This window comes from Chitinophaga sp., from assembly GCF_039596155.1.
Classification (GTDB): Bacteria; Bacteroidota; Bacteroidia; order Chitinophagales; family Chitinophagaceae; genus Chitinophaga.
In genome coordinates, this window is the sequence record NZ_JBCNKF010000003.1 from 78337 (window position 1) to 91844 (window position 13508).

Here is a 13508-nt window from a genome sequence, read left to right on the forward strand (position 1 = left end):
ACTGCCATGACATTGAACAAGATGTTCAGCAGAGGTTGGTTTTGTGCAGTGCTATGCATGATCTTACTGTTTGGCAACAGTGCGTATTCCCAAAGCAGGAACCGTTATGTTACGAAGTACCAGGAAACGGCGATTGCACTTATGAATGAGACCGGTATCCCTGCCAGTGTGATTTTAGGGATTGCGATGCTGGAATCAGGGATGGGAACCAGCAAAAATGCCCGGTTGCTGCACAATCACTTCGGTATTGTGGGCAGCAACAAGCTCCATAAGAAGAAAGGAGTGACCTACCGGTCACGGTACAGGGAGTTTGCATCTGACGATGCTTCTTTCCAGTATTTTGCCAAAATGGTCATGAAAAAGCGGTATTACTCCAAAATGAAGGGGGATGCTAAATATAAAGACTGGCTGAAGCACATGAACAACAGCGGGTATTCCGCAGCAGGACGTGAGTGGGAGAGAAGAGTTGGAGGAATGATCAGCAGGTATAAGCTGTACAAGCTGGATGAGCAAATGGCTTATTCGAAGAAATAACTGTAAAAAGCATATAATTAAACGCATCTGCCACAGGTAGATGCGTTTAATTATGTTATGGAATAGCGCTATCTTTAGTAGATTTTGAGACCAATCCAATAATCAGAGTAATTCATGTCTGGCAAAAACAAATCTGCCTATCCTTTTTATATCATTACGGGGGCTTTAGTGTGTCTGGTGGCTTTATCCCAGTTCGATAACGTTGTTACTTATGCCGGTTTTAAAACCCGCTCGCTGGATATGCTGGCGGATCTGCGGCCCGATTCCCTGAGAAAGCAGCAGGATGACGATACTCCGGTGGATAGTTCTATGATTCCCCAGATTCCCGACGAAGATTCTTCTGAAACAGCTGCTGACCTGGCTGCTGATTCTACACTTGCTACAGAACTGGCAGATGTACCCGATCCTGACAGACATCTTGATTTCACTAATTATAAAGGCATTATCAGTTATCACCTGCCACCATCTGCCGATACGGCAGCTGCCGGGCTCCGGCATTTCCTCGATGCGTTGGCACAGTTGAAGCAGGGTAAGCGTAAGAAAGTGCGTATTGCCTACTTTGGCGATTCTATGATTGAAGGAGACCTGCTCACGGAAGACCTGCGGGATAGCCTGCAGAAGGCATTCGGCGGCAGTGGTGTGGGCTTCGTACCCATCACTTCGGTGGTAGCAGGTTTCAGAACCACCATTACCCATACTTTTTCCAAAGACTGGAAAGACTATAGCTACAAACAACAACCTCCTGCCGATATCAGGCTCGGTATCTCCGGGCATACCTTTATACCGGGCGCCAACAGTTATGTACGCTATACCCCTGTTAAAAAGAAAGGCCTTGACAAATTTGAACGTGTTACGTTATTCTATGGTCCTGCGGGCAATGCAAATATCACAATCAACGATAAGGCATATACCCTGAAGGAACAGAATATCGTGAACCGTTTTGTATGGTCCCAGGACCCTACACAAAATAATGTGACGATTAAATGGGCGGGTGGTAGTACAACGCCTTTTTATGGCGTGTCTTTTGAAGGCGATAGTGGTGTGTATGTAGATAACTTTTCATTCCGCGGAATCAGCGGTATTGAATTAGGCAAGTTGTCAAAGACGCTGGTACAGGAGATGCAGAATGAACATCCTTATGACCTTGTGATTCTCCAGTACGGTGCTAATATATTGTTCAAACCGAAGTTAACTGACTACAGCTGGTACGCAAAACCGATGAAGAAGGTAATTGATTCCCTGAGAATGGACATGCCTGGCACTTCATTCCTGGTGGTAAGTACAGCTGACAAATCATATAAAAATGGTGGTGACTGGGTGACTGCGCCGGGTGTAATGGCATTACTCAAAGATCAGCATGAGCTGGCTAAGCAGCATGGTACTGCTTACTGGAACCTGTATGCTGCGATGGGGGGTGAAGGTACCATGGCAAAGTGGGTAGATGGTGATCCGGTGTTAGCCCAGAAGGACCATACGCATTTTAACAGACAGGGAGCAGCCAAAGTAGCGGCGCTGCTGTATAAAGCTATGATGGATGAATTTAAGCAGGTGGAAAATCAATAAAACAACATTCTTTGCAGGAATATTGACGTTAACCGTTAGCCTGGCTTCTGGTCAGGCGAACCGTATTGCGCAGGATTCCGCACTCTTTAAGTTCTTTGCTTCGCTGGACAGGTCTGATAGTATGGTTGTATCCATACTGCACCTGGGTGATTCTCATATCCAGGCTGGTTTTTTCCCCGAGGCAACCGCCTCCCTGCTACAGCGGGATTTCGGAGATGCTGGCCGGGGATGGGTATTTCCCTGGAACCTGGCTAACACCAATGGGCCCAGCGATTACCGCTGGAATAGTACGGCAAGATGGTCTGCTGACCGCATTATAGACAAATACAAACCTTCGGTATTAGGGCCGGGTGCCATTGTACTCAGCTCTACACAGTCTTCACCGGCACTGGCATATAACAGGCGGGAAGATAGTCCTGAGAACAATATCAGCCAGGCGGAGCTCTTTTACGACGCGGGTCCTGAAGAAGCGACGGTTGTATCTCCCGGTGCAGATATCAATATTTTCGGCCCTCCGTTCAGAAATGCCAGTTCTACTGTGAAAGTAGCCACACTGAACTTTGAGTCGCCGGTACAGAACTTCCAGGTTCGCTGGGATGATAAAGGCAGTCAGCCGTTTCATTTTTATGGTGCCCTGTTGTTCAATGGCAAACCGGGCGTATTGTACAATGCAGTAGGTATCAATGGTGCTATGTACAGTCAGTACAACGATGCCAGTAATACCCTGGTAGCGGAGATGGACGTAATGAAACCACAGCTGGTGATCATTTCGCTGGGTACAAATGAGGCTTACAGTGCATTGAATGCGGCCAGTTTCAGGGACCAGATCGACAGCACAGTGTCAGTGATCCGCCGGTACCAGCCGGGAGCAAGTATCCTCCTGACGACGCCACCGGAGTGTAAGAAAGTGAGCAAGCGGGCATTTAAGAAAAAGGTCGGAAAGAAATACAAAACCTTTTATAAGATCTCCTATTACCCGAATCCTTATATAGCGGTTGTGACCCAACAGATCATGAGTTACTGTAAAGAGAAGGGGATTGCATGCTGGAACTTTAATGCGGAGAACAGGTTCAGGGAATCTGAATTCGCGGGCGGATGGTCGCCGGATCATATCCACTTCAATGTACGTGGATACCAGTTGCAGGGGAAATTGCTGTACGAAGCATTGCATCAGAGTTATTTAAAATATAAAAAGTACGCTACCGCACATTACAACGTGAATGAAGATGACGATAGAGCTGAATAAAATCATAAGTCTACTGACGTATAACAAGGAGAATCCTATCCTGTTCAACAGTGCCTTTTTCATGTACTATTTTGCAGTGTTCCTGCTGTTTTACCTGGCTGCCAGCCATAATAAACGGGCCAGGGTTGCTGTGTTCACTGTGTTCTCCCTGTATTTCTTTTACATGGCCTGCGGCATGTATGTAGGATTGGTATTGCTGTCGGCTGTGGTCGATTTCAACCTGTCCAGGTGGATTTACAAGTCGGAGAAGCCGGGATTCAGGAAGCGGTTGCTCATATTAAGTATCGTGCTGAACCTGGGATTGCTGTTTTACTTTAAGTACACGGATTTCTTTATCGGGATGATCAATGACCTGCAGCTGGGGCATATCCATCCGCTGAAGTTGCTGTTGCCGATCGGTATTTCCTTCTATACATTCGAGAACCTGAGTTATACAGTGGATGTATATAAGCGGGAGTTCAAGCCGGTGGATGACTTCATGGACTACCTGTTCTTCCTCTCATTCTTCCCTAAGCTGATGATGGGACCAATTGTGAGAGCGGCAGATTTTATCCCGCAGATCGAGAAGCCATATGTATTGGATAGAGAGGATATAGGGAAGGGGATGTACCTGATTGTGAGTGGTTTGTTCAAGAAAGTGGTGATCTCGGATTTTATCAACCAGAACTTTGTTCAGTATATTTTTGATGATCCTGCCAAGCATACGGGGTTAGAGTGTTTGCTGGGAGTTTATGGCTATGCGCTGATCATTTATTGTGACTTTTCAGGATATTCAGATATGGCGTTGGGCATTGCCCGCTGGACCGGGTTTAAGATCCCGCCGAATTTCGATTCTCCTTACCAGAGTAGTAGTATTACGGAGTTCTGGCGCAGGTGGCATATTTCGTTGTCCAGCTGGCTGAGAGATTACCTGTATATTCCTTTGGGGGGTAACCGTAAGGGAAAGGTAAGGCAGTATGTGAACCTGGCGTTGACGATGTTGATTGGTGGGTTCTGGCATGGAGCAAGCTGGAATTTTATATTCTGGGGCGGTTTGCATGGAACCGCGCTGGCGGTAGATAAGGTGAGAATCGATTACCTGAAGAAGAAAGGCGGCGGACCTTCCGGGTTGCTGGGAGGTGTACTGAAGGTGTTAGGAGTGATTGTGACGTTCAACTTTGTGTGTTTCTGCTGGGTATTCTTTAAGGCTTCGACTTTTGCAGATGCGTGGTCGTTGTTGCACCAGGTGGTATATGATTTTCAGCCGGAGGTGTGGCTGGAGCTGTATAATGGGTATACAGCCGTGTTCTGGGTGATGCTGATGGGTTTTGTGCTGCATTTCTTCCCGAAGAAAATGGAGTTAGGGGCGGAGAATCTCCTGGGGAAAGTACCTGTGGTAGGGAATGTGGTAATTATGGTAGTGTTTATCTGGCTCCTGGCACAGGTGAAGAGTTCGCAGACGATGTTGCCGATATATTTGCAGTTCTAAATCTTTTCGCGACAGGCAGGGTAGCCTTTGGTTAGCCTGCCGTGATCCCTGAGATTTTTTCCGCCGGAAAGATCTCAGGGATTGCTTATTTTAAGTTATTGTTAATTTTCATTTTCTTTGCCGCAAATTTCTTCCTGAATGCGGCTTAAGATCCTGCCGATTGTCGGTGTGTTCCTCCTCCTTTCCTCCCTGGTAAAGGCTCAGTTCCTTATGGACATGATCGATACCACCACAGAACTTGGCAAAGGTATGATCTCATTATACCACAAATACGACGCCGTACGGTTTAGCGGCTACATCCAGCCTCAATTTCAATACGCCCAGGCAAAGGGCATCGAATCTTATGCGGGTGGCAACTTTGCGGACCATGTAAACAATCGTTTTATGCTGCGTCGTGGCCGTTTCCGCCTGGATTACCAGCATTATAACAAGGACAATATGCCGGTCGTTCAGTTTGCATTCCAGTTCGATGGCACGGAAAAAGGTGTTTTCATCAGGGACTTCTTTGGTCGTCTTTTTGAAAACCGCTGGGATATTTTTTCCATCACCACAGGTATGTTTGCCCGTCCTTTCGGGTATGAGATCAACCTGTCATCCAGTGATCGTGAGACCCCGGAGCGTGGTCGTATGACACAAATCCTGATGAAAACAGAAAGAGATCTTGGCGCAATGGTCACTTTTGAGCCCCGCCGTGCCAATCATCCGCTTCGTTTTCTGCGGCTGGATGCAGGTTTTTTTAATGGACAGGGACTTACCGCTACCGCTGATTTTGATAGTCACAAGGACCTGATCGCCCGTTTGTCTGTTAAGCCACAGCAATTGAATGCGGCCAACTGGCGCCTGTCTGGTAGTATTTCATGCCTGTATGGGGGAATGGAGCAGTTCACAAACAATATTTACAGGATCAATAGCGGGGGCAACTTCAAAGTGGATTCAGCCATGAGTAACATCGGCAGGATCGCGCCACGTCATTATTACGGGGCAGATATGCAGCTGAAGATCCCTAATGGCAGTAAAAGAGGGTATACAGAGCTGAGGGGAGAATACATCCGGGGGGTACAGACAGCGACGGCTGGTACAACGGAAACGCCGGCTGCCATCCCTATGATTGGTACACAGAATGCGCCGTTGTATATCCGTAATTTTGATGGTGCTTATTTTTATTTTTTGCAGAACCTGGGCAATCCACAGGACTTGCTGGTGTTGAAATATGACTGGTATGACCCTAACCGGGATGTAAAGGGAAAGCAGATTGGTGATCCGGATGCGGGGTTATCAAAAGCAGATATCCGCTATGATACGTTCGGTGCGGGGTATGTACATTACTTTAATGCCAATACCAAGGTGATGTTGTTCTATGACTGGGTGAGGAATGAAGCGACGTCGCTGGAGGGGTATACAGCCGATGTAAAGGATAATGTGTTTACATGTAGAATACAATACAGGTTTTAGTATTCCTACCAGCCGCATGGCTGGATATAACCGGGTATAAAAAACAAAAAGCTTTCGCCGGAGGCGAAAGCTTTTTGTTTGATTGTATGTTTAGTTGTGTATTACTCTCCTGATTCCAGTGTAAAGCCGAACGTACTACCGATCTCCGGTTTGCTGCGGATATTGATCGTCTGGCCATGTGCTTCCACTATATGCTTCACGATTGCCAATCCCAGACCGGTGCCGCCAATATCCCTGGAACGTGCTCTATCGGTACGGTAGAAACGCTCAAATACACGTGGCAGATGCTCTTCAGCAATACCGATGCCATCATCAGAAATTTCCACCAGTACCCGCTTATCATCCATAATATAGATGCTTGCTACAGTGTGGCCATCAGTACGGCCGTATTTGATAGAGTTGTCAATCAGGTTAATCAACACCTGTCTCACCTTTTCTTTATCTGCCAGTACATGGATCGGGGCTTCACATCCTTTCTTTACATTGAACTTGATCCCCTTGGTATTGGCCTTTAGGGACAGGGTATCAAATACGTCTTTGATAAGATCCTGGATTACAAAGTTTTCTGCATTGATGGTCATCTCTCCGCTTTCCAGTTTGGAGATCTCATCCAGGTCATCGATCAGGCGGCAAAGGCGCTCGATATTCTTGGTAGAATTCTTCAGGAACAGCTTATTCACTTTTGGATCATCCATGGCACCATCCAGCAGGGTATGGATATATCCCTGTACAGCAAAGATGGGTGTCTTGAGCTCATGGCTCAGGTTCAGCAGGAATTCCTTGCGGTAGGCTTCGTTTCTGCGCAGGTTATCCAGCTCTTCTTTCTTTTGACTGGCCCACTTTTCCACATCTTCACTCACTTCCTCGATCGTCTTCAGGGGGAGGATATTTTTGTTGAAAAACTCTTCCCGCTTGGAGGCTTTCGTCTGATAAATGAATTTGTAGATCAGCTTAATCTTCCGGTAAATAAAGTTCTGTAAGGTATACAGATAGAGGTAGTAAGACGTGAGAAAGGTCAGGACAAACGCGGTGACGATGACCTTCCAGTCGCTATCTATTATCACAGTCCCCAACGTAATGACCGTTGCGAGAATGAGTGCAGTAAAACCCGCCAGTTTTTGCGGGGAAAGGTTTTTGGCTTTGAACATACTCCACAATGAGTAATGATTGTAATACCGGGAAATTACCCCATTTTTTTCACTTGCCATACAAAGGAATACCTCCGGATAGCTGTTGTAGCCTTTGATCTGTGATTACAACGACTGTCCGGCCAGGTTCGGCCCCGGGCCTTTATCAACACAATTAAACTGAATATTACATTTCGAATTTGTATCCTACACCTTTCACGGTGGTAATGAGATCGATACCAATTTTCTGGCGGATCTTACGGATGTGTACATCGATGGTACGGTCGCCTACGATGACTTCTGTACCCCATACCTGGTTAAGGATCTCGTTGCGAAGGAATACGCGGCCGGGTTTGGATGCCAGCAGTTGCAATAATTCAAATTCTTTCTTCGCCAGTATGATTTCCTGTCCTTTATAGGTAACTGTAAATTTCTCTCTGTCGATAATCAGATCGCCCAGTTGTACCTGCATTTCTTCGGTCTTGTGCAGACGGCGGAACAATGCATTGATGCGGCTTACGAGCAACTTGGGTTTGATAGGTTTTGCAATATAATCGTCAGCCCCCATGTTGAGTCCATCTACCTCCGATTTCTCATCGTTGAGTGCGGTCAGGAAGAGCACCATGGTGTCTTTAAATTCAGGGATTTTTCTGATCTCGCGACAAGTGTCGATGCCGTTTTTATTGGGCATCATAATGTCCAGCATAATCAGGTCCGGACGGAACACTTTTGCCTTCTGGATCGCCTCAATTCCGTCTTTGGCAGTTACTGTATCATACCCGGCAGACTTAAGATTATAACTGATAATCTCAAGAATATCGAGCTCATCATCCACCACTAAGATCTTGCCTGCTACCGCTTGTTCCATCATATAATTTGACATTTTTTAGACGGCACAAAATTATATCGCCGGCCCCGCTATTAATGAAAAGTTAATATTATCTAATTGTTAATTCAAACCTATGGCTCAATAACAGCCGGTATACGGGGAAATATAGACATATGAATTTACGTCATTTTCAACTGTTTTGGTGGGCGGCCTAGTCAGTTTTTTTATGGTTGGCAGTACTTTCCCGGTGATTGCCGTTTCCTTCCGCATTAAACTTTTTAATAGCCTGCGACACTTCGGACAGCATTTCGATCTGGGTTTGCTGCATTTCCATCATATCCTGTTGCTGATGGATGATCAGGTGATCAATTTTTTCATGCAGGATCCTGACTTCCAGTTCGGACTTCAGGTTGATCATATAATCATTCTTTGCCCGGAGCCTGTCTTTTTCTTCCTGCCTGTTCTGGCTCATCATGATCACCGGGGCCTGCAGGGCTGCCAGGCAGGAGAGGATGAGATTGAGGAGGATAAAAGGGTAGGGGTCAAAGCCTTTGTTGGCCAGCCAGAAAATATTGGCCGCCATCCAGATGAGTATAAAGACCAGGAAGGAGATAATGAAGGTCCAGCTACCGCCGAAATCGGCGATCTTATCGGCTACCCGCTGGCCAAAGGTGAGCTGGCTACCATCGCCGTCATCCAGTTTGTCCGTAAGTGTATCATGGTCCCGGAGCTTTTCGATGACGGTTTTCTCCATTTCGGTGAGCTCGCCTATTTCTTTGGCAAAAAGGTGCTCGAAATAGTGTTGCCTGTATTTATTCAGTTCAGAGAGAGAGATCTTCGATTTGCCACTGAGCTCCGGATGATCTTTACGAATCAGGTCCATAACGGATTTACGAACATTTCTGCAGTTGATCTTTTCACTGGCGGGGAATTCGTTGCCAGAAAGATCGCTGATGAAGTTTTGCATAAAATAAAGCGGATTTCCGGGGTGAAGGTACTAAATAAACGAAGATGCCGGAACGCCCGTTCAGTAAGTGTTTCAGTGTGCCTGCTCCGGATTGTAGGAAATTGGTAGTAAATTTGCTATACTAGCCATATTAAGCATAGTTGTATTAATGAAAAAAATTATAATAGTCCTGTTAATGATTGCCTTTCAAGGTAGTCTGGTTCATGCACAAAGTACTCAGAAGATAGACATCCCTATCGGACGTATCGGATTCCATGATAATATCGACAAAGAACAGGCAGCAGCACTAAAATTTGATGGCAAAGCAGATGACCTGGTGAAGGTGTCGGATGATCAGACGATCAATCTCCAGGTGACCAATGCCCTGATTAAGCAGGTGGATGATATGCAAACCCAGATAGAACTGGATTCTTCGCTCGATCACCGGTTGAAGATCAAGTACCTGTCAGGGTTATATGTGATGCTGCATGATTATAATGTGAAACGGGCTTATCATAAAATACAGGCCGAAGAGGCACCTGTTATGGTACAAGCTTACAAGGATATGATGGCCGCTGATATTAAAGGTCAGTCTATCAAGCCTTACCTGCAGAACCTTTCCTTCGACGCAGGCGAAAAAATGATCGACGTGTTCAAAGACAATCCTGGTTACAAAGATGCCAGGGAAGTGCTCTTTGCAAAATATGCTTTCAATCACCTGGAAACAGTCATGTCAGAGATCTCCGGTTACCTGGAGTACCCTGTTACTGATTCCGTGATTGCTGCGGTTGCCCGCAAATATCCGAACCAGGTATTGACATTTGCTACATCGTACACTCCGGTAGCCGCTGCTATCCGGAAGAACCCGGATCCTATAGTACAGCAGATCGTTGCGATCGGCAAAACCAGTCAGCCGACACTGATCCTGCCTTTCATCGATGAGCTGATGGCGGGTACAACTACGGTCGATAAGCTTACTACGATTGTGAGTAACGACGACCTCTACTTCAAGCAACTGGTGAAAAGTGCCATCGCACTGCAACACCGTCGTAATAACGGGGAGCATGTACTGGGACTGAAAGCGATGATGGAGAACCTGCAAGCCAAGTCACTCCGCTATATCCGCGAGGTGGATGACCTGCATGAAGAGCCTGCCACTGTTCGCTTTGCTATCGTAAAGAACTTCACCCCCGAAGAACTGTATTACCTGATCGTAAATGGCCAGGAAGAATTATATACTTCCAGCTATACGAACCATAACAACGCGGGCTTGTACGACCAGATGATGGCTCGCATGAAACCACCTCGTGGTGATAGTTTGCTGATGCTGGTAGAATTTGACCGTTTTAAGAAATTCATTGCCATGGCGGCTGGTTACAATACCCTGGACAACTTTCTAAAGTCTATGGATCCGGCCAATGCCAACTACCTGATGAAAAAATATGTAAGCAGCCTGGAAAAGACAGAAGACCTGGAAGATGCCGTGGATGTGGCGAATTCCTTTGGTAGCATCAGGGATCCAAAGCTGCTGGCCTTCCTGCGGGAAGAGGTAGCTAAGAACTATGCTTATATGTCAAAGAAGAAGGATAGAAGAGGTACGGTGATCTATGAACTGCTGGGTAGCCTGTTCGATACCGAAACAGAGAAAGTCAGTGATTCTTCCAAAGCCACTGAAATGGCAGCGAAGCTGCAACTGCCTCCGATCAATTATGTCACTTTCAACAGTCTCCTGAATGACAGCGGCAGAATTATCCAGCAGGTATTCTTCTATGGTGATAAAGATGGTCACGATTCTTATGTGAGCTTTATGGGTAACTTCCCGTCCGGCGAATGGAGAGTGAGCAAGAATAAATACTGGACGACTATTACTTCTATCAAGGGCAAGCCAATTACGATCTATGCCAACCTGCCATTGGAAGAGCCGGATGATAAGGAGGCTATAGCGAAGCTGAGTGAGTACCTGGATGAGAATGATATACACCCGACGGTATTTATTCACAGGGGCCATAGTTATCATGTAAATACAACACTGGATAACCTGCAGGCGACGGCTAAGATCGTAGTGTTAGGTTCTTGTGGCGGGTATCATAACCTGGCGATCGTATTGGAGAAGTCACCGGAAGCACATATTATCTCTTCCAAGCAGGTAGGTACCAGGTTTGTAAACGAGCCGATTATCAGGCAGCTGGATGAGACACTGAGATTAGGCCGGAATGTGGACTGGGTTGAGATGTGGAGTGTGTTGGGCAGGAAGTTTGCAGGAGATGCGCGGAACAGGGAGTTGTTCAGTGATTACGTGCCGCCGCACAAGAACCTGGGAGCTATCTTTATCAAGGCCTACAAGCAGATAATGAAAGACGAGAAATTATAGCTGATTCAATAATAGTCAACAAAAAAGCTCCTGCCTCAGGCAGGAGCTTTTTTGTTGGGATCGGCGGGTAGTTTCAGTGCCAGCCGAAACTGACCTTGCCGGATAGGGGCCTGGTAGAATATTGGGTAAAAAGCTGTAGGTTTGCTGACTGTAAAGCGATATTAGGGTGGAAAAATCAGCGGAAAAGAAGAAAGTATTCGATGTAAGTCTATTAAGGCGCATATTCAGTTTTACAGTTCCTTACAGACGCTCCTTTGTGATATCAATGTTATTGACAGTATTGCTGGCAGTGATCTCGCCCATGCGGCCTTATCTGATCCAGCTTACGGTCGATAAATACATTGCTAATCAGATGATGCAGATGTTGATTTACATCTCCGTCATCCAGGTTGGGTTATTGCTGCTGGAAACGGTCTTTCGGTTCTACTTTTCGTACCTCACCAACTGGCTGGGGCAATCGGTGGTGAAAGATATGCGGGTAGCAGTTTATAAAAAGATCGTACATCTCAACCTCGCCTTCTTCGACAAAACCCCCATTGGCACCCTGACCACCCGCACTATTAACGATATTGAAGCCATCAACGACGTATTTTCTGAAGGACTTATCTCCATCATCGCAGATATGCTGATGATTGTTGCGATCCTGGGAGTAATGTTCTATGAAGATTGGCGCCTTACCTTGATCAGCCTGTCTCCGTTTCCTATCCTGATCATTGCTACTTATATATTCAAGGAAAGTGTGAATAAGTCATTTTTCAGGGTACGCAATGCAGTGGCAGCACTGAATGCCTACGTGCAGGAACACCTGACAGGTATTGTAATCGTACAGGCATTCTCAGCAGAAAAAAGAGAGTTTGCGCGTTTTAAACAGATCAATAAAGAGCACAGGCAGGCGAATATCGATGCAATTTTTGCTTACTCTGTATTCTTCCCGGTTGTGGAGATAATCCTGGCTATTTCGCTGGGGTTGATGGTTTGGTGGGGAGCGAATAAGGTCCTGAATTACGAGGTGACGCAGGGTATTATGATTGCATTTATCATGTACCTGAATATGCTGTTTCGCCCGCTCCGTATGCTGGCTGATAAGTTCAATACCCTGCAAATGGGGATGGTGGCCAGTGAACGTGTGTTCAAGATCATGGACAGCGACGACTATATTCCGGACAACGGGCAGGAAAGTGCCGCGAAAATGAAGGGGGCTATTACGTTCGATCATGTCTATTTTGCCTATAAGGAGAAAGATTATGTATTGAAGGATATTAACTTCCATGCAGCGCCAGGTGAAACCATTGCGATAGTAGGGCATACCGGTTCCGGAAAGACGACAATAATCAGTATACTAAACAGGCTGTATGAGATTCAGCAGGGTAGCATCCGTATTGATGGAAAAGACATCCGGGAGTATACTTTGCAGTCTTTGCGCAGTAAGATTGGGGTTGTACTGCAGGATGTGTTTCTCTTTGCGGGTTCTATATATGAAAATATTACGCTCCGTAATCCCGATATTTCAAGGGAGCATGTAGAACAGGCTGCCCGTCTCATTGGTATGCATGATTTCATTATGCAATTGCCGGGAGGATATGATTATCAGGTGATGGAAAGGGGAAGTACTCTTTCGCTGGGACAACGTCAGCTGATATCATTTGTAAGGGCTTTATTATACGACCCTGCGATCCTGATCCTGGATGAGGCCACATCGTCAGTAGATACTGAGTCTGAAATGCTGATCCAGCACGCGATTGACAAGTTGATAGCTGACCGCACCTCTATTGTCATAGCACACCGTTTGTCTACCATCAGCAAGGCTGACAAGATTATTGTGCTGGATAAGGGTGTGGTGAAAGAAATGGGGTCGCATGAGGAATTGTTGAAGCTGGAAGGTTTCTATTTTAAGTTACATAGCATGCAGTTCAAACAACCGGATGCTATTTAAAGAATTGATCATTTTGCAACTGGCAGATCATTTGTCTAA

10 protein-coding genes are annotated in these 13508 nt (G+C 46.1%); 7 read left to right on the forward strand and 3 right to left on the reverse strand.

Annotation, left to right across the window (positions count from 1 at the left end):
* Positions 1-6 precede the first annotated feature (6 nt).
* The 5 genes from ABDW33_RS03985 (at position 7) to ABDW33_RS04005 (ending at position 6263) form a co-directional block, all read left to right on the forward strand.
* Positions 7-534 carry a glucosaminidase domain-containing protein gene (locus tag ABDW33_RS03985; protein WP_343688775.1) on the forward strand — a complete coding sequence of 176 codons (528 nt, stop codon included), beginning with the start codon at positions 7-9 and terminating at the stop codon, positions 532-534.
* A gap of 114 nt (positions 535-648) precedes the next feature.
* Complete coding sequence (locus ABDW33_RS03990) at positions 649-2097, forward strand: hypothetical protein (protein WP_343688776.1); 1449 nt, start codon at positions 649-651, stop codon at positions 2095-2097.
* Positions 2069-3343 (forward strand): GDSL-type esterase/lipase family protein, encoded by a 1275-nt coding sequence (locus ABDW33_RS03995; RefSeq protein WP_343688777.1) that lies wholly within the window; start codon positions 2069-2071, stop codon positions 3341-3343. Before ABDW33_RS03990 ends, ABDW33_RS03995 begins: the two co-directional genes overlap by 29 nt.
* Positions 3318-4811 (forward strand): MBOAT family O-acyltransferase, encoded by a 1494-nt coding sequence (locus ABDW33_RS04000; RefSeq protein ID WP_343688778.1) that lies wholly within the window; start codon positions 3318-3320, stop codon positions 4809-4811. Before ABDW33_RS03995 ends, ABDW33_RS04000 begins: the two co-directional genes overlap by 26 nt.
* A 138-nt stretch (positions 4812-4949) precedes the next feature.
* Complete coding sequence (locus ABDW33_RS04005) at positions 4950-6263, forward strand: porin (protein ID WP_343688779.1); 1314 nt, start codon at positions 4950-4952, stop codon at positions 6261-6263.
* Positions 6264-6364: 101 nt separating this feature from the next.
* On the opposite strand, the gene ABDW33_RS04010 is transcribed toward ABDW33_RS04005, so the two are convergent.
* From ABDW33_RS04010 to ABDW33_RS04020, 3 genes are all read right to left on the reverse strand, one after another.
* Positions 6365-7471 (reverse strand): ATP-binding protein, encoded by a 1107-nt coding sequence (locus ABDW33_RS04010; RefSeq protein ID WP_343688780.1) that lies wholly within the window; start codon positions 7469-7471, stop codon positions 6365-6367.
* Between the two features lie 106 nt (positions 7472-7577).
* A complete protein-coding gene (locus ABDW33_RS04015) occupies positions 7578-8261 on the reverse strand; it encodes a response regulator transcription factor (protein WP_116853531.1) in 684 nt (227 codons plus the stop codon).
* A gap of 169 nt (positions 8262-8430) precedes the next feature.
* Positions 8431-9186 (reverse strand): DUF1003 domain-containing protein, encoded by a 756-nt coding sequence (locus ABDW33_RS04020; RefSeq protein ID WP_343688781.1) that lies wholly within the window; start codon positions 9184-9186, stop codon positions 8431-8433.
* Between the two features lie 175 nt (positions 9187-9361).
* Between ABDW33_RS04020 and ABDW33_RS04025 the strand changes: the two genes are divergently transcribed.
* Both ABDW33_RS04025 and ABDW33_RS04030 read left to right on the forward strand, forming a co-directional pair.
* On the forward strand, positions 9362-11536 hold the full coding sequence (locus tag ABDW33_RS04025; protein WP_343688782.1) for a hypothetical protein: 2175 nt from the start codon (positions 9362-9364) through the stop codon (positions 11534-11536).
* Positions 11537-11702: 166 nt separating this feature from the next.
* Positions 11703-13469, forward strand: a complete 1767-nt coding sequence (locus ABDW33_RS04030; protein WP_343688783.1) for an ABC transporter ATP-binding protein — start codon at positions 11703-11705, stop codon at positions 13467-13469.
* Positions 13470-13508: the final 39 nt, after the last annotated feature.

What these genes read in the sequence shown, in the direction of transcription:
- ABDW33_RS03985 (WP_343688775.1), top strand. Translation starts at nt 7, where the DNA reads ATGACATTGAACAAGATGTTCAGCAGAGGTTGGTTTTGTGCAGTGCTA.
- ABDW33_RS03990 (WP_343688776.1), top strand. Translation starts at nt 649, where the DNA reads ATGTCTGGCAAAAACAAATCTGCCTATCCTTTTTATATCATTACGGGG.
- ABDW33_RS03995 (WP_343688777.1), top strand. Translation starts at nt 2,069, where the DNA reads ATGAATTTAAGCAGGTGGAAAATCAATAAAACAACATTCTTTGCAGGA.
- ABDW33_RS04000 (WP_343688778.1), top strand. Translation starts at nt 3,318, where the DNA reads ATGAAGATGACGATAGAGCTGAATAAAATCATAAGTCTACTGACGTAT.
- ABDW33_RS04005 (WP_343688779.1), top strand. Translation starts at nt 4,950, where the DNA reads ATGCGGCTTAAGATCCTGCCGATTGTCGGTGTGTTCCTCCTCCTTTCC.
- ABDW33_RS04010 (WP_343688780.1), bottom strand. Translation starts at nt 7,471, where the DNA reads ATGGCAAGTGAAAAAAATGGGGTAATTTCCCGGTATTACAATCATTAC.
- ABDW33_RS04015 (WP_116853531.1), bottom strand. Translation starts at nt 8,261, where the DNA reads ATGATGGAACAAGCGGTAGCAGGCAAGATCTTAGTGGTGGATGATGAG.
- ABDW33_RS04020 (WP_343688781.1), bottom strand. Translation starts at nt 9,186, where the DNA reads ATGCAAAACTTCATCAGCGATCTTTCTGGCAACGAATTCCCCGCCAGT.
- ABDW33_RS04025 (WP_343688782.1), top strand. Translation starts at nt 9,362, where the DNA reads ATGATTGCCTTTCAAGGTAGTCTGGTTCATGCACAAAGTACTCAGAAG.